14 protein-coding genes and 1 tRNA gene are annotated in these 14,740 nt (G+C 68.1%); 11 read left to right on the forward strand and 4 right to left on the reverse strand.

The features are described from left to right. Window positions 1–3: 3 nt before the first annotated feature. Window positions 4–681 carry a DUF1796 family putative cysteine peptidase gene (locus tag V5F48_RS08560; RefSeq protein ID WP_394258356.1) on the reverse strand — a complete coding sequence of 226 codons (678 nt, stop codon included), beginning with the start codon at window positions 679–681 and terminating at the stop codon, window positions 4–6. A gap of 382 nt (window positions 682–1,063) precedes the next feature. After that, a tRNA-Pro gene (locus V5F48_RS08565) sits at window positions 1,064–1,140 on the reverse strand. Between the two features lie 168 nt (window positions 1,141–1,308). On the opposite strand from V5F48_RS08565, the gene fabI reads away from it, so the two are divergent. From fabI to V5F48_RS08585, 4 genes are all read left to right on the forward strand, one after another. Next, entirely contained in the window at window positions 1,309–2,136 is an 828-nt protein-coding gene (gene fabI, locus V5F48_RS08570) for an enoyl-ACP reductase FabI (RefSeq protein WP_138398857.1), read from the forward strand. 45 nt (window positions 2,137–2,181) lie between these two features. Beyond that, window positions 2,182–2,688 carry a hypothetical protein gene (locus V5F48_RS08575; RefSeq protein WP_394109459.1) on the forward strand — a complete coding sequence of 169 codons (507 nt, stop codon included), beginning with the start codon at window positions 2,182–2,184 and terminating at the stop codon, window positions 2,686–2,688. A 58-nt stretch (window positions 2,689–2,746) separates the two neighbouring features. Next, window positions 2,747–3,373, forward strand: coding sequence for a histidine phosphatase family protein (locus V5F48_RS08580; protein WP_394258357.1), 627 nt, complete (start codon window positions 2,747–2,749; stop codon window positions 3,371–3,373). Between the two features lie 180 nt (window positions 3,374–3,553). After that, the gene (locus V5F48_RS08585) at window positions 3,554–4,306 is read left to right on the forward strand and encodes a hypothetical protein (RefSeq protein WP_394109457.1); all 753 of its coding nucleotides are present in this window, start codon (window positions 3,554–3,556) and stop codon (window positions 4,304–4,306) included. 101 nt (window positions 4,307–4,407) lie between these two features. Here the strand turns inward: V5F48_RS08585 and V5F48_RS08590 are convergent, their stop codons facing one another. Continuing rightward, a complete protein-coding gene (locus V5F48_RS08590; protein WP_394258358.1) occupies window positions 4,408–5,724 on the reverse strand; it encodes a hemolysin family protein in 1,317 nt (438 codons plus the stop codon). Between the two features lie 231 nt (window positions 5,725–5,955). On the opposite strand from V5F48_RS08590, the gene aroC reads away from it, so the two are divergent. The 4 genes from aroC to V5F48_RS08610 all read left to right on the forward strand — a co-directional run bounded on the left by aroC (window position 5,956) and on the right by V5F48_RS08610 (window position 10,100). Continuing rightward, on the forward strand, window positions 5,956–7,068 hold the full coding sequence (gene aroC, locus V5F48_RS08595) for a chorismate synthase (RefSeq protein ID WP_394258359.1): 1,113 nt from the start codon (window positions 5,956–5,958) through the stop codon (window positions 7,066–7,068). A gap of 125 nt (window positions 7,069–7,193) precedes the next feature. Further along, window positions 7,194–7,580: a PRC-barrel domain-containing protein gene (locus V5F48_RS08600; protein WP_394109454.1), complete on the forward strand. Its 387-nt coding sequence runs from the start codon at window positions 7,194–7,196 to the stop codon at window positions 7,578–7,580. Window positions 7,581–7,708: 128 nt separating this feature from the next. Then, window positions 7,709–9,022: a 3,4-dihydroxy-2-butanone-4-phosphate synthase gene (ribB, locus tag V5F48_RS08605; RefSeq protein WP_394258360.1), complete on the forward strand. Its 1,314-nt coding sequence runs from the start codon at window positions 7,709–7,711 to the stop codon at window positions 9,020–9,022. Window positions 9,023–9,245: 223 nt separating this feature from the next. Then, on the forward strand, window positions 9,246–10,100 hold the full coding sequence (locus V5F48_RS08610) for a DUF1194 domain-containing protein (protein ID WP_394258361.1): 855 nt from the start codon (window positions 9,246–9,248) through the stop codon (window positions 10,098–10,100). A 69-nt stretch (window positions 10,101–10,169) separates the two neighbouring features. Here V5F48_RS08610 and fni read toward each other — a convergent pair whose 3' ends face one another. Continuing rightward, on the reverse strand, window positions 10,170–11,201 hold the full coding sequence (fni, locus tag V5F48_RS08615; protein WP_394258362.1) for a type 2 isopentenyl-diphosphate Delta-isomerase: 1,032 nt from the start codon (window positions 11,199–11,201) through the stop codon (window positions 10,170–10,172). 367 nt (window positions 11,202–11,568) lie between these two features. Here fni and V5F48_RS08620 point away from each other — a divergent pair, with 367 nt between their 5' ends. Genes V5F48_RS08620 through V5F48_RS08630 form a run of 3 tightly spaced genes read left to right on the forward strand, consistent with a single transcriptional unit; the run spans window position 11,569 to window position 14,689 of the window. Next, window positions 11,569–12,501: a polyprenyl synthetase family protein gene (locus tag V5F48_RS08620; RefSeq protein WP_394258363.1), complete on the forward strand. Its 933-nt coding sequence runs from the start codon at window positions 11,569–11,571 to the stop codon at window positions 12,499–12,501. A gap of 26 nt (window positions 12,502–12,527) precedes the next feature. Further along, a complete protein-coding gene (locus tag V5F48_RS08625; RefSeq protein ID WP_394258364.1) occupies window positions 12,528–13,502 on the forward strand; it encodes an ABC transporter ATP-binding protein in 975 nt (324 codons plus the stop codon). Continuing rightward, complete coding sequence (locus V5F48_RS08630; RefSeq protein WP_394258365.1) at window positions 13,499–14,689, forward strand: ABC transporter permease; 1,191 nt, start codon at window positions 13,499–13,501, stop codon at window positions 14,687–14,689. Before V5F48_RS08625 ends, V5F48_RS08630 begins: the two co-directional genes overlap by 4 nt. Window positions 14,690–14,740 lie beyond the last annotated feature (51 nt).

Consider the following 14,740-nt stretch of genomic DNA (forward strand, 5'->3'; position numbering starts at 1 on the left):
GGGCTATCTCCTGCGTTTCGACGGGACGGCGAAGGTTTCCACGAGATCGTCGAAGCCAAAGCGCCCGCCCCTGCGCCCAAAGGCGATGCCACAGGTGCGGAAGACCTGGTTCCAGCCCCGGCGCGAGCCGAGATCATTGTGGTCGCGACAGGCCGGCACCGTTGCGGTGATCAACCAGGGACGCGGGCGCACGGGCTCATAATCCAGCAACAGCAGAAGCGGCGCGCCGGCAAAACGCGACAGCGCCGCGAACAGCAGGTCGATGGCGTCCTCCAGCGCTTCGCCCCGCGGATCGTGCGCCGGCAGGCACTGGCGCACGAACAGGGTGGTGCCCTGCGCCGCTTCACGAACCATGCGCCTGTGCAACGCTTCGTATTTCGGCACGAGACGGGCGGCAATCTCCGTTTCCGGCAGCGCGAGAACATCAGTACCGGCTGGAAATTCGTGCAGGTGCACCGTGCCGCCCACGCGGGAATAGAGGGCCGGCGTGCCATCGTAGTCGGCGATCTTGACGATCTGTTCCGGCGCGAACACCGCCCCGGCACCGGCCTCTAGCACCGGCACCACCGCCGAAAGCGGCGAAATCCACCAATCGAACGGATCGGCCCGATCCGACCGCGCGAGACGCCGCAACTGGAAGGCGACCTCGCACAGGGCGCCGAGGCTGACCAGCCGATCCACCCGAAACTTTGGCTCAGTCCGGTTGAAGATTGTCCACATGAGCCCGATTCCATGGCCAATTGCGCCGCACGCTGGCGCGGAACCGGCTGACCGCCTCCCGACCCGCCAACAGGGCAAGCGCGATTCGCATGGCCACGCAAGGCACCCATACGAATCGCGCCCATACGAATCGTGCCCAAGCGATGGCACCCGGGCGATGGGAGTAGATCGACGCGATGCGTGCGGATGATACCCCACCGGGATCGATTCGCGCCTGGCGCGCACGATCCCTTGCGCCCTAACGGCTCAACCCGCCCCGAAGCGGTGAATTAACGCGCCGAGCGAAAGGGGATGACGTGGGTTGAAGGACGGCGGAACATCAGTTCCAAGCCAATCGATCAGCTGGTCGGAGTGGCAGGATTTGAACCTGCGACCCCCACGTCCCGAACGTGGTGCGCTACCAGACTGCGCTACACTCCGATCCAGAGGCGCTGCGTATAGCGCCCCCTATTGCGCGATGCAAGAGGCAGGGTGCAGCCACCTCGCTTGAACGGTGGATGGCCCCATGCCATAGGAAGCGCGCCCCGTGGAGCGTGCCTTTGGCCGTGCCTTGGCGCATCAATGGCTTGAGCAGGTGGAGTTGGGTCAATGGCGACGGACGGTTTCGCGAGCGGTCTTCTGAAGGGCAAGCGCGGGCTGATTCTCGGTGTCGCCAATAATCGCTCCATCGCCTATGGCATCGCCAAGTCGGCGCGCGCCCATGGCGCGGAACTCGCCCTCACCTATCAGGGCGAAGCGCTGAAGAAGCGGGTGGAGCCGCTGGCCGCGGAGCTGGGCGGCCATCTGGTCGGCCATTGCGACGTGACCGAGCCGGAGACCCTGGACGCCGTCTTCGCCGAGACGGAGAGGCTGTTCGGCACGCTGGATTTCGTGGTCCACTGCATCGCCTTCTCCAACAAGGACGAGCTGGACGGCCGCTATGTGGACACCTCGGCCGACAATTTCACCAAGACCATGTTCATTTCCTGCTACTCCTTCACCGCCGTGGCCCAGCGGGCGGAGAAGCTGATGACCAACGGCGGCTCGCTGCTGACCCTCACCTATTACGGCGCGGAAAAGTGGATGCCGCACTACAACGTGATGGGCGTAGCCAAGGCCGCGCTGGAGGCCAGCGTGCGCTATCTGGCCGCCGACCTCGGCCCCAAGGCCATTCGCGTGAACGCCATCTCGGCGGGACCCATCAAGACTTTGGCCGCCTCGGGAATCGGTGATTTCCGCTACATCCTGAAGTGGAACGAGCTGAACTCGCCGCTGCGCCGCACCGTCACCACCGACGAGGTGGGCGACACCGGCGTCTATCTCGTGTCCGATTTGTCGCGCGGTGTGACCGGCGAAGTGCACCATGTGGATGCCGGATATCATATCGTCGGCATGAAGCACCCCGACGCGCCCGACCTCGCCCTCGTCCGCGACTGAGTCCCAACCCGCCCGCGCGCCCCCGCGCGCCATCAGGAGACAACCATGCCGGCGATCGTCCTTCGCGCCGCCCTGTCCGCCCTGGCGGTTTCCACAGGTCTTCTGGCAGCGTCCGGCGCGGGTTTCGCGCAGAGCCCGCCGACCCTTCAGGAATACCCGCTGCGGGACCGCATCTTCGGCCCCGGCGGCGCGGTCTTTCCGGACTATGTGACGCCGAGCGAATACGGCACCGCCTTCCTGATTGGCGGCGCGGGCACGCGTGGCGCCCTGTTCGCCGCCGGCACGGCGGACTTCAACTGCCAGCAGACCCAGGTGCCCACCATCAAGGTGCTGTCGGCCCCGCCCGGCGGGCAGGTGTTCATCCGTTATGGCAGCTTCACCGCGCGGGCCATCGATGGTGGCGCCACCACGCTCTGCCTCGGCCGTCCGGCCAAGGGGCTGGTGGTCAGCTTCAAGGGCAAGGCAGCGCCGGGTTCGCAGATCGCCCTCAGGGTAACCTATCCGCCGCGCGGTGCCTGGTATGACCACGTCATTCCGGTTCCCTCACGGTGATCGCCCTCAAGGCGGCGCTTCGGCCTTTCGGTCCCAGCCGCGCGCCGGTACGACTGCCATGACAATCGCCACCACGACCGCGCCCTCCATCGCGACCCCCACCACGCGACGCCTGTTCCTGGTGCGCCACGGCGAGACCGACTGGAACGTGGTCGGGCGCCTGCAGGGCCGCCGCGACGTGCCGCTCAACGCGCTGGGCCGTATCCAGGCCGGACGCGTCGGCCGCGTGCTCCCCCAGCTTGCCGGCGACCCCAAGGCGCTGGTCTACCTGTCGAGCCCCCTGTCGCGGGCGGTGGAGACCATGCGCATCCTGCGCACCAGCCTGGATCTGCCCGCCAGCGAGTTCCCCACCGACCCGCGCCTTGCCGAAATCTCGTTCGGCCAGTGGGAGGGCCAGACCTGGCCCGAGCTGCGCCGCCGCGACCAGATCAACGTGCGAAAGCGCGACCTCGACCCGTGGAATTTCACCCCGCCCGGCGGCGAGAATTACGGCGATTTGTGCGAGCGGGTGAATGCCGCCTGTGCCGAGCTGGAGGACGATGCGGTCATCGTCACCCATGGCGGCGTCATCCGGGCGCTTCTGCATGTGAAGGCCGGCATGCCGGAAGGTGAGGCCGCCGTGCTGCCAGTGCGTCAGGGCGCGGTTTACGTGGTGACCCCCGGCGGCTTCAAGGTGGCGGACTGAAGGTCCCGCCTCGCATCCCACCACCCCTGCCGCCACACCCGCCGCCATCCCTGCCGGCGGACCCTCTGCCTTGGCATTTTTCTTGCTGTGTCAAACCGGTACGCCCGGCAGCGTTGTCGTGAACGTGACGACTCTGCCTTTCGTTGATGCCTTTTGACCCGAGCCCCAGGGGACCCTTTCATGACCGACATGGCCGAACTGCAAAAGCGGAAGATGCCGCTCAATCTCGCCATCGTGCACGTGGACCCCGACGCCTTCATCGCCAACTACATGGGCTGGCTCGAAATCACCAAGTTCATCACCGACCTGCGCGCGGAAGAGACCACCGTTCCGGCTGACGGCAAGACCCCTGCCCTGACGCCCGCCCAGCTCGCCAATGGCGGCGTGCACAATGTGGGCAACGACGCGGTCTTCGCCTTCTGCATGACGGCTGCGCTGAAAGCCGACAAAGCCGCGGTGGACAAGGTGGAAGCCGCCCTCATCGAGATGATGGGCAAGGAATATCCCGGCAATTTCGCGCTCTGGCACTTCCGCACCCAGATCGACACGCCGATCACGCTGGAGGACTTCGTCGGACAGGCCGGCAAGAAGATGCTGCTCGGCGATATCCCGCCGCCGCCGCTGCGCGCCAAGGAAAACTGGAGCGCCGGCCTGCGTTTCTTCGAGAAGGCGCGCAAGTCCAACTTCGTGCACGAGATCATGTATCCGCTGGCGCTCTGGCATCGCGCCAAGTGGACCGAGACCCTGGAGAAGGGCATCGCCTTCCTCAAGCACATCGAGGACACGGTGCCGGTGCTGCGCGAAACCCTGGAGGAGACGCGCAACGACCAGCCCTTCATCGCCAACGTCCTGCTGAAGAATGCGTTCGGCGTGGATATGGAGCTGACCGAGGAATACGAGGGCTTCCTGCGCTCCCTCGCCCGGCGCGACTGATACCCCTTGCGTGCGACCCTCGCTCCCGTGGGGCGAGGGTCGTTCGGGCAATGGTCGTTCGGGCAAGGGGCGTTCGGGCAAGGGTCGGTCAGGCGAGAGCGTCAGGCTTCCCCGGCAACCTTCTGCCGGTGGAGCACGTGGGGACGGGACACCAGCAGCTTGTCGATGCGCCGGCCGTCCATGTCCACGATCTCGAAACGCCAGCCCAGCGCCGTGAAGACCGCGCCCTCCTGCGGCAGTTCCTTGATGTGCGAGAGGGCGAAACCCGCCACCGTGTGGTAGCCGTCATCGACCTGGAAGGCCACGTCGAGCAGGTCCCGCAATTCGTCGATGGGGGTTTCGCCGGCCACCAGATAGCTGCCGTCCTGCCGCTCCACCACGTTACGGGCCTCGTTGTATTCGGGCGCATCCACCGAGCCGGTGATGGCGAGGAGCAGGTCATAGCCGGTGACCACGCCGGCCATATCGCCATACTCGTCCACCACGATGCCCATGGGCACCTCGGCCCCGCGCAGGATGCGCATGGCTTCGAGCGCCCCCACATTTTCCACGATGAACGGCACCTGCTGCACGAACTGGCGCGGATCGGGCCGCTCGCCCTTGAGATAGGCGTCGAGCACGCTCTTGGCCTGGATGACGCCTATGGTCTCCTCCGGCGAGCCCTCGCAGGCGGGCAGCCGCGAATGGGGCGTGTGGAGGAGCACCTGGCGCACCTCTTCCGCGTCCTTGGAGATGTCCACCCACTCCACGTCGGGCCGCGGGGTCATGATGGCGGTCACCGGCCGGTCGGCGAGACGCATCACGCCGGCGATCATGCGCCGCTCGGCGGGATCGATGACGCCGGCGGTCTCGGCCTCGGTGATGATGGCGCGGATTTCCTCATCGGTTACCGCGCTGGAACTGGCGCCGCGTTCGCCAAGCAGCCGCAGCGCCAGCCGCGTCGACTTGTCGAGCAGCCAGACCGCAGGCAGCGACACCTTGGAGAGGGTCACCATGAGCGGCGCGAGGATGCAGGCCAGCGGCTCTGGATTCTGCAAGGCCAGCCGCTTGGGGATGAGTTCGCCGATCACCAGCGACACATAGGTGATGGCAGCCACCACCACCGTATAGCCCACCGGCTGGGCGAAGCTGTCCGGCATGCCGGACTCACTCAGGAAGCCGCTGAAGCTTTGCCCCAGGCTGGCACCGGAAAAGGCACCGGCGAGAATGCCGATGAGGGTGATGCCGATCTGAACCGTGGAGAGGAAGCGTCCGGGATCCTCGCCGAGCATCAGCGCGGCGCTGGCCCCTCGGCGGCCCCGGTCGGCAAGCGTCCTCAGTCGCGCCGGGCGCGACGAGACGATGGACAATTCCGCTGCAGCCAGAACGGCATTGAGCAACACCAGGAAAAGGACGATCAGGATTTCGAGCAAAGGCATGGCGGGGTAGAAAATTCTCCGTCGGCGGGTCTCATAGCACATCTGCGCGTACCTGTGTGACAGGCTGGCCACATTTGGGTCGCGATTTCACAAACCCGCCCCTTCTTCGGTGCAATGCAGGGTGCCGGCCGAGCTTGGGCCAGTCATGGGAGGCCATCGCTTGAGACGTGAGTTTCCTCGGGCGTGATCCTCGTTTATTGAGCCGGGACGAGTGAGGGGTTTTGTCGCGTCATGTCGTTCAACACGTTCGGGCACCTGTTTCGGGTCACCACCTTCGGCGAGAGCCATGGGCCGGCCATCGGCTGCGTGGTGGACGGCTGCCCGCCGAACCTGCGCTTTACCCTTGAGGATGTGCAGGCTGCCCTCGACCGCCGCCGGCCCGGCCAGTCGCGCTTCACCACCCAGCGGCGCGAGCCGGACCAGGTGAAGGTGCTCTCCGGCACGCTGGAGCATCCGGACGGCGGCCTCGTCACCACCGGCACGCCCATCGCCCTCGTCATCGAGAACGTGGACCAGCGGTCGAAGGATTATGCCGACATCGCCGGCGCCTACCGGCCGGGGCATGCGGACTTCACCTACGACATCAAATACGGCATCCGCGACCATCGCGGCGGCGGGCGCTCCTCGGCGCGGGAGACGGCGACGCGGGTCGCCGCCGGCGCCATCGCCGCCAAGGTGCTGCCCGGCGTCACCGTGCGCGGGGCAGTGGTGCGCATCGGCGAGATCGAGGTCGACCGCAGCCGCTGGGACTGGAACGAGGTTCAAAACAACCCGTTCTTCTGCCCCGACCCGAAGACCGTGCCGCTCTGGGAAGAGTATCTGGATGCGGTGCGCAAGGCGGGCTCCTCCATCGGCGCGGTGGTGGAACTGGTGGCGGAAGGCGTTCCGGCGGGCCTCGGCGCCCCGCTCTACGGCAAGCTCGACGCCGACCTCGCCAGCGCCCTGCTGGGCATCAATGCGGCCAAGGGGGTGGAGATCGGCGAGGGCTTCAACGCAGCCCGCCTCACCGGCGAGGAGAATGCCGACGAGATGCGCCTCGGCAACGAGGGCCGTCCGCAATTTCTGTCCAACCATGCGGGCGGCATCCTCGGCGGCATCGCCACCGGGGCGCCCATCGTGGCCCGGTTCGCGCTGAAGCCCACCTCCTCCATCCTCACCCCCCGGCAGACCGTGGACCGCACCGGCCAGGAAACGGAAATCTTCACCAAGGGCCGGCACGACCCCTGCGTCGGCATCCGCGCGGTGCCCGTGGGCGAGGCCATGATGTGGTGCGTGCTCGCCGACCATTTTCTGCGCCATCGCGGGCAGGTGGGCGAAAGCGTTGCGTGGCCGTTCAAGGGGTGATGCGGCGCCGCCTGCTGGAGCGCGACTGTATAGCAGGTCACGGAAACAGTATTTTCAGGTGATGGGAACGTGGTGTCCGCGCATGCGTTGGTAGAGCATCCGTCTTCTTTTGGGAGATCAAACGAATGCAGACCGACACGCAGAACCCCAATATCAAGGAAACCCCGAGCCTCGTCGCCAGCGACATGGTGGTGGGCACCGCGGTCTACGATCCGCAGGACGAAAAGATCGGCTCGGTCGAGCGGCTGATCCTGGAAAAGACCAGCGGCCGCGTGTCCTATGCCGTGTTGAGCTTCGGCGGCTTCCTGGGCATCGGCGAAGATTATTACCCGGTGCCGTGGCAGATGCTGACCTATGACGAATCGGTCGGCGGCTTCCGCGTGAACATCTCGCGCGACCAGATCGAGAATGCGCCGAAGTACAGCGCCTCCGATGAATACGACTGGAGCTCGGACAACAGCCGTCGGGTCTCGGACTATTATGGCGTGCCGCCCAGCGCCACCGCCATGTGATCGCGGTCCCATACCCGCGACGGAAAGGCTGCCTTCGCGGCAGCCTTTTTTCTGGCCGCAAAATTCAGCGAGCATGAATGCCGCAAAATTTTCATTGTCACTGAATTTTGCCGCGCTATGCTGTCGGCATGAAGCTCGCGGAATGGCTTTCAGCGACCGGAACGAAGCGCAGCGCCTTTGCGAAGCAGGTGGGCATGTCGCCCGCCAGCGTCACGGCCCTGTGCAACGATGACCGCGCCTGGATCTCCCGCGAGACCGCCGAGAAGATCGCCGCGGCCACGGGACACGAGGTCACGCCCAACGATTTCCTCGGCCTTCCCGCGCCCAGTATCCGAGGTTTGCCCGTGACCGATAACACCCAGGCCCGCGTCCAGTCCGCCATCGAAGCGTTCGCGCGGGGAGAGATCGTGGTCGTCACCGACGACGACGACCGGGAGAATGAAGGCGACCTGATCCTCGCCGCCTCCCTCGCCACGCCCGAGAAGATGGCCTTCGTCATCCGCAACACCTCGGGCATCGTCTGCACCCCGCTGCCTCCGTCGGAGGCGAAGCGGCTGCGGCTCGACCCCATGGTGTCGAACAACGACGCGCCCATGGGCACGGCCTTCACCATCTCCATCGACGTGAAGCACGGCACCACCACCGGCATTTCGGCGGAAGAGCGCACCAACACCGTGCGCGCCCTCGCCAATCCCAACATGGGCGCGGCCGATTTCGTGCGGCCCGGCCACGTCTTCCCGCTCATCGCCAAGGAAGGCGGCGTGCTCATGCGGTCGGGCCACACCGAGGCGGCGGTGGACCTGTGCCGGCTCTCGGGCGTGCCGCCGGTGGGCGTCATCGCCGAGCTGGTGAACGACGACGGCACCGTGCAGCGCGGCCCGCAGGTCACCGCCTTTGCCGAAAAGCACGGCCTCACCCGCATCTCGGTGGCCGACCTCATCTCCTACCGGCAGGCCCGCGAGAAGCTGGTGACGCGCGCGGCGGAATTCCCCGTGCCCACCTGCGTCGGCGAGCTGCAGGGCTTTTCCTATGTGACGCCGTTTGATCCGGTGAACCACCTGGCGCTGGTCAAGGGCCGCATCGGCGACGGCGAGAAGGTGCTGGTGCGCCTGCACCGCGCCGATCCCATTGCCGATGCCTTCGGCGGCGGCAAGTCCATCCAGCGCGCGCTGGCGCGCATCGATGCGGAAGGCCGCGGCGTGTTGGTCTATCTGCGCGACGGCACCGCTGGCGTGCCGGCCATCGCCATGGGCCAGGGCGGCGAAAAGTCCTCCAGCGAAATCGAGCGCGACCGGCACTGGCGCGAAGTGGGCCTCGGGGCCCAGATCCTGCGGGACCTCGGCATCGTCTCGATTCGCCTTCTGGCATCCAAGTCCCGCACCTATGTGGGACTGGCCGGCTTCGGCATCGAGATCATGGATACCGAGCCCCTCGACGCCTGAGCACCGCGGGTCCGCTGCTGCGCGAATTTTGTGCAGCGCACGGACTGCTAAGCCGTTGTGACAGAACGACGACACTTCGTCCCCGCGTGTGGAAACCAGAGTTTGCAACGCTTCGCGCGAAATCGTGAGCTAAAAACAGGCGGCTAATCTCTTTTCGACCCCGATGGAAGGTGTCAGCATCCGTGTGACGTGATGCCGCGCTTTCCCATCGGGAGAGGAAACCATGTTTTCGCGCCGCTTCTGGTCCCGGTCCCTGGTTCGGCCCCTGGCTGCGGGCCGCCTTGCTCTCGGTCTCGCGGTCCTCCTTCTCGCCGGCACCGCGCCGGCCCGCGCCGGCGGCAGCGGCATCGACGTGGATCTCGAACTCGTCCTCGCCGTGGACGTCTCCTATTCCATGGATACGGAAGAACAGTCCCTGCAGCGCGAGGGCTATGCCACCGCTGTCGTCTCCCGCGAATTCCTCGATGCCCTGCGCCTCGGCCCCATCGGCCGCATCGCGGTGGAATATGTGGAATGGGCAGGCGACGGCGAGCAGCAGGTGGTGGTGGACTGGCGCGTCATCGACGGTCCGCAGACCGCCAAGGCCTTCGCCGACGCCGTGCTGGGCGCGCCGCTGCGGCGGGTGTACCGCACCTCCATATCAAGCGCCTTGCTGTTCAGCGCCGACCAGTTCGATCTCAACGGCTACAAGGGCTTGCGGCGTGTCATCGACGTCTCCGGCGACGGCGTGAACAACCAGGGCCCGCCGGTGGCCCTGGCGCGCGACGCGGTGGTCGAGCGGGGCATCACCGTGAACGGCCTGCCCCTGCTGCTGAAGCGCACCGCCTCCTCCGCCCTCGATGTGCCGGAGCTGGACGCCTATTATGAGGATTGCGTCATCGGCGGGCCGGGCGCCTTCGTCATTCCGGTGCAGCGGATGGAAGAGTTCGCCCGCGCCATCAAGACCAAGCTGGTGATGGAGGTGGCGGGCGTGGTGCCGCCGCCCGGCCCCGGCCTCGTCCAGCGCGCGGCGGCACCCCAGCCGCGCGTCTCCTGCACCATCGGCGAGAAGATCTGGATGGACCACTGGGCCAATTAGAGCGTTTTCGCGCGAAGTGGACCCCGGTTCGCGTGAAGAAAGTGCGTTAATACAAAGCTCGAAGGCGCCTTAATCGGCATTCGCGAGCGGCACCAGGCGCAACGCCGCAAGGTCGGCGGCGCCGGTCGCAAAGCAGGCGATGCGCAGCTGATCCGTCATCTGCGAAAAATGCTCCACCACCGCCTCGGTAGAGGTGACGGCGGCCTTCAGCGTGCCCGCCGCCTGGCCCACGAGGTCGGCGCCAAGCCGGATGGCCTTGGCCGCATCCACCCCGTGCCGCACGCCGCCGGACGCGATGAGCGGAAGCTCCGGGCAGGCCGCCCGCGCCTCGACCACCGCCTCAGCGGTGGGAATGCCCCAGTCGGCAAAGGCGGCGGCCACGGCGCGGCTGCGCCCGGAGCCGCGCTCGCCCTCCACCAGCGCCCAATTGGTGCCCCCTGCCCCGGCCACGTCCAGCGCCGCGGCCCCGCAGTCCGCCAGCCGCCGGGCCATGGCGCCGGAAAGGCCGAAGCCCACCTCCTTCACCACCACCGGTGCGGACAGGCCGGCGCAGAGCCCCTTGATGCGATCCAGAACGCCCCGCCAATCCCGGTCGCCGCCCGGCTGGATCGCCTCCTGCAGCGGGTTGAGATGGATGACGAGGGCATCCGCCCCGATCATCTCCACCGCGCTACGGGCCGCATCCAGACCTCCCGCCTCCAAAAGCTGGGCGGCACCGAGATTGGCGAAAAGCAAGATGTCCGGCGCCCGCCGCCGCAGGTCGGCGCCGAGGCCGCTGGCCGAACCGGTCTCGATGGCGATGCGCTGGGAGCCGACGCCCAGCGCGATGCCCAGCGCCTGCGCGGCCTCGGCAAGGTGGACGTTGATGGCTTCCGCCCGCGCCGGCCCACCGGTCATAGCGGAGATCAGGAACGGCGCCCTCAGCGTGCGTCCGAGAAACCCTGTGGTCAGGTCGATGGCATCAAGATCGAGTTCGGGCAAGGCGCAATGGATGAAGCGCACCCGGTCGAAGCCCGCATCCACGCGCGAGGCCACGCGCCCACCCGCGAGCACAATGTCGATATGGTCTTCCTTGCGCCGACCCGCGCCGTTTTCGTCCATCGACCCTCGCCGGCACCCGCCTTCAAAAAGAGAACGCGATTTGCCTGAGCCGCGGCGAGGACGCCACACGCCGGCAGAATCTGTCGCGCGGCGCGCCCCGCGCTCTGGCATCCTTCCTTAAGGGGTGATCTAAAGTCGTTCAAGGCAACGTAATTTGGCAACGTATCTTGCCAGCAGGGGTACGCCCCCGCAGCACAGCTTAAGATGAGGGGCGTGGATGGCGCAGAAGGGCGGACGGGACCGGCGGACCTCGGAAGGTTCGCACGACGCGCTGCGGCCAAGCACGTCTCAAGGCGCGTCGCAAGGTGGTTCCACCCTGGCGCTGGCCGTAGCGGAGCCGGAGACGAGCAGGGCGCCGGATGGACGCATGCAGGATCTGGAGGAGCAGCCGACCGCCGCCTTCCCGCCGCGCTCGCGCGACCTGTCCTTCCTGCGGGCGGTGATCGATCGCCGGCTCGGCCTGCTGGTGCCGCCGGCGGCCTCCCACCCGGCCGTGCTGCATGCCGCCATGCGGCACATCCTGCTCTCGCCCGGCAAACGGCTGCGCCCCCTGCTCACCCTTGCCGCCGCGATCCAGCTCAACGCCTCCGAGCACGCGGTGCTGGATTTCGGCTGCGCGCTGGAGATGATCCACGCCTCCTCGCTGATCGTGGACGACCTGCCCTGCATGGATGACGCCGCCATGCGGCGCGCCCAGCCCACCACCCATGTGCAGTACGGCGAGGACGTGGCGGTGCTGGCCTCCATCGGCCTGCTGTCGCGCGCCTTCGGGGTGGCCGCGGCCGCACCGGGAGTGAGCGAGCGCGCGCGCCTCGAAGCGGTGGCGATCCTCTCCATGGCGGTGGGCTCGCTGGGCCTGTGCGGCGGCCAGTATGACGACCTGCGCCCGAGCCCCGGCCGCAGCCTTGCCGCCACCGAGGACGTGAACCGCCGCAAGACCGGCGTGCTGTTCTCGGCCGCGGTGGAAATCGCCGGCCACGTGGCTGGGGCGGACGAGACCCAGCTTGGCCACCTGAAGGCGCTGGCCGGCCATGTGGGCCGCGCCTACCAGATCCTCGACGACATTCTCGATGCCTCCGCCTCCACCGCCAGCCTCGGCAAGGACGTGGGCAAGGATGCCCACAAGGCCACCGTGATCGCCTCCCTCGGCGCCCCCCGCGCCCGCAAGCTTTTGTCCGAGCACCTGGCGGGCGCACTCGCCGCCTCGCAAGAGCTGGGTCCCAACACGGAAGGCCAGGAGCCCCTGCGAGATTTCATGACCGCCGCCTTCGGCGAACTGATGGGGCCGCTGGCGCCGTGAGCGCCGCGTCCCGATACGATCGCCCCGTGGAAAACCTGCCCCCCGCGGAAGTCGTGATCCCGATGCCGCCACCAGCCCCGCCTCTGGCCATTGCGGGCCTTCATGTGGGCTATGGCGCGCGCACCGTTCTGGCGGGCGTCGATCTTGTCGTGCCGCAAGCCACGGTAACGGCGCTCACCGGCCCCAACGGCGCGGGCAAGACCACACTGGTGCGCGCCATCTGCGGCCGCATCGCCCCTCGCGCCGGAACCGTGACGGTGTGCGGCGTTCCGGCGGCGGAGGGCGCCGCCCGCGCCCGCATCGGCCTCGCCCCGCAGGATATCGCGCTCTATCGCAGCCTGACCATTTCCGAGAACCTTGAAGTATTCGCCAGCCTTGCCGGCGTGCCGGGCGCCGCCGTGCCGGCCCGCGTCGCCGACGTGATGGTGCGCACCGGCGTCGCCGACCGCCGCAACGAGCGCATCGACCGCCTGTCCGGCGGCTGGCAGCGCCGGGCAAACGTGGCGGCCGCTTTGGTGGGCGATCCGCGCCTGCTGGTGCTCGACGAGCCCACCGTGGGCGTCGACGCCCCGGCCCGCGCGGAGCTGGCCGCCCTGGTGCGCAGCCTTGCGGCGGAAGGGCTCGGCATCCTCCTCATCACCCACGATTTCGCCTTCGCCGAAGACGTGGCCGACCGCGTCGCCATCCTGAAGGACGGGCGGGTGGCCCTTGAAGGCGAACTCGGCGCCCTCGTCGCCGCGCACTTTCCCCACCAGCGGCGGGTGGAGGCGACCTTCGCCGCCCCGCCCACGCTCAAGGGCCGGCAGGTGCTCGCCGCCCTCGGGCTTCATGCCGCCCCGGACGAAACCGCCTTCAGCGGGGTGGTGGTGGATACGCCGGCCGCGGCGGGCGACCTGATCGCCGCCCTGAAGGCGGCGGGGCTGGTCCCGCGCACCCTCTCGCTGCAGGCTGCCGGGCTCGATGCGCTCTATGCCTCCGTCACCCGCGAGCCGGCCCCATGATGGTCGCCATCGTCCGGGCCATGGCCCTCACCTTGATGCGCGACCGCGGCGCGCTGCTGATGACCTTCGTGCTGCCGCCGGTGCTGTTCGTGCTGTTCGCCGCGGTGTTCGCCGGCACCGGCGGAGAGGCCTCCAGCATCAAGGTGGCGGCAGCGCGGACCACCGATGCCCCCGCCGCCCGCATGCTGCTGGACGCCCTCGCCCGCGCGCCGGATGTGCACCTGACGCCGGTGGCCGCCGAGGACGTGGCCCGGCGTGTGGCGGACGGGAGCGCCGACGTGGGCCTCATCGTGCGCGCCGATGTGGCCGCCGCCACCGACAAGCCGCCGCTGGTGGTGATCACCGACGCCGGCCGCAACGTGGCGGCAGCCCTGCTCGCCGCCCGCATCCAGCGCCTGTTCACCGATGAGTTGCCGGGCCTCGCCATGCGGCGGGTGGCGGGACAGATCGAGGTGCTGGTGGGGCCATTCTCCACCGAGCAGAAGGCGCGGCTGGACGGTGCCGTGTCGCGCGCACCGGCACTGGTGGCGCAGGGCGGAGCTGATTTGATGGAGCGCCAGCCCCTCGCCAGCCGCCGGGCCGAGCCGGGGGTGAGCTATTATGCCGGCGCCATCGCCATGCTGTTCCTGCTGTTCGCGGCGGTGCAGGGCGCGGCAAGCCTGGTGGACGAACGGCGCTCGGGCGTGTTCGACCGCATCGTCATGAGCCGGGGCGGCGTGCTGGCTCTGGTGGGCGGCAAGCTCCTGTTCCTGATCCTCCAGGGGGTTGCTCTGGCCGCCGTGCTGTTCGCCGTGGCGCAGGTTGTTTATGGCGTGCACGTCATCCAGCATCTGGGCACCGTCACGCTGGTGGCCGCGGCGGCCTCGGCGGCGGCGGCGGGCGTTGCCTTGCCGCTGGCAGCCATGGCCCGCACCCGCCATCAGGCGCAGACCCTCTCCACCTTCGCGGTGCTGCTGCTCTCGGCCGTGGGTGGCAGCATGGTGCCCCGCTTCCTGATGCCGGACTGGCTGCAGAAGCTCGGCGTGCTGACGCCCACCGCCTGGGGCATCGAGGCGTTCCAGGGCGCGCTGTGGCGCAGCGAGGGCCTCGGCGACCTCGCCTTGTCCCTCGCCATCCTGCTGGCCTATGGCGCGGTGGGCGCCGGCTTCACCCTATGGCTCATCCGCCGGCAGGTGCGGCTGGCCTGAGCGCTGGCCCCGGCGGCAGGGGCACCCCTGCGACACGAAATCCTGAACGGC

It is taken from the genome of Xanthobacter autotrophicus ATCC 700552 (assembly GCF_043194565.1).
Taxonomy (GTDB): Bacteria; Pseudomonadota; Alphaproteobacteria; order Rhizobiales; family Xanthobacteraceae; genus Xanthobacter; species Xanthobacter autotrophicus_F.

Excerpts from the sequence above, each read along its gene's own strand:
- V5F48_RS08575 (WP_394109459.1), top strand. The coding sequence starts at position 2,182 with ATGCCGGCGATCGTCCTTCGCGCCGCCCTGTCCGCCCTGGCGGTTTCC.
- V5F48_RS08600 (WP_394109454.1), top strand. The coding sequence starts at position 7,194 with ATGCAGACCGACACGCAGAACCCCAATATCAAGGAAACCCCGAGCCTC.
- V5F48_RS08580 (WP_394258357.1), top strand. The coding sequence starts at position 2,747 with ATGACAATCGCCACCACGACCGCGCCCTCCATCGCGACCCCCACCACG.
- V5F48_RS08590 (WP_394258358.1), bottom strand. The coding sequence starts at position 5,724 with ATGCCTTTGCTCGAAATCCTGATCGTCCTTTTCCTGGTGTTGCTCAAT.
- V5F48_RS08620 (WP_394258363.1), top strand. The coding sequence starts at position 11,569 with ATGCAGGATCTGGAGGAGCAGCCGACCGCCGCCTTCCCGCCGCGCTCG.
- aroC (WP_394258359.1), top strand. The coding sequence starts at position 5,956 with ATGTCGTTCAACACGTTCGGGCACCTGTTTCGGGTCACCACCTTCGGC.
- V5F48_RS08630 (WP_394258365.1), top strand. The coding sequence starts at position 13,499 with ATGATGGTCGCCATCGTCCGGGCCATGGCCCTCACCTTGATGCGCGAC.
- V5F48_RS08585 (WP_394109457.1), top strand. The coding sequence starts at position 3,554 with ATGACCGACATGGCCGAACTGCAAAAGCGGAAGATGCCGCTCAATCTC.
- fabI (WP_138398857.1), top strand. The coding sequence starts at position 1,309 with ATGGCGACGGACGGTTTCGCGAGCGGTCTTCTGAAGGGCAAGCGCGGG.
- ribB (WP_394258360.1), top strand. The coding sequence starts at position 7,709 with ATGAAGCTCGCGGAATGGCTTTCAGCGACCGGAACGAAGCGCAGCGCC.
- V5F48_RS08610 (WP_394258361.1), top strand. The coding sequence starts at position 9,246 with ATGTTTTCGCGCCGCTTCTGGTCCCGGTCCCTGGTTCGGCCCCTGGCT.
- fni (WP_394258362.1), bottom strand. The coding sequence starts at position 11,201 with ATGGACGAAAACGGCGCGGGTCGGCGCAAGGAAGACCATATCGACATT.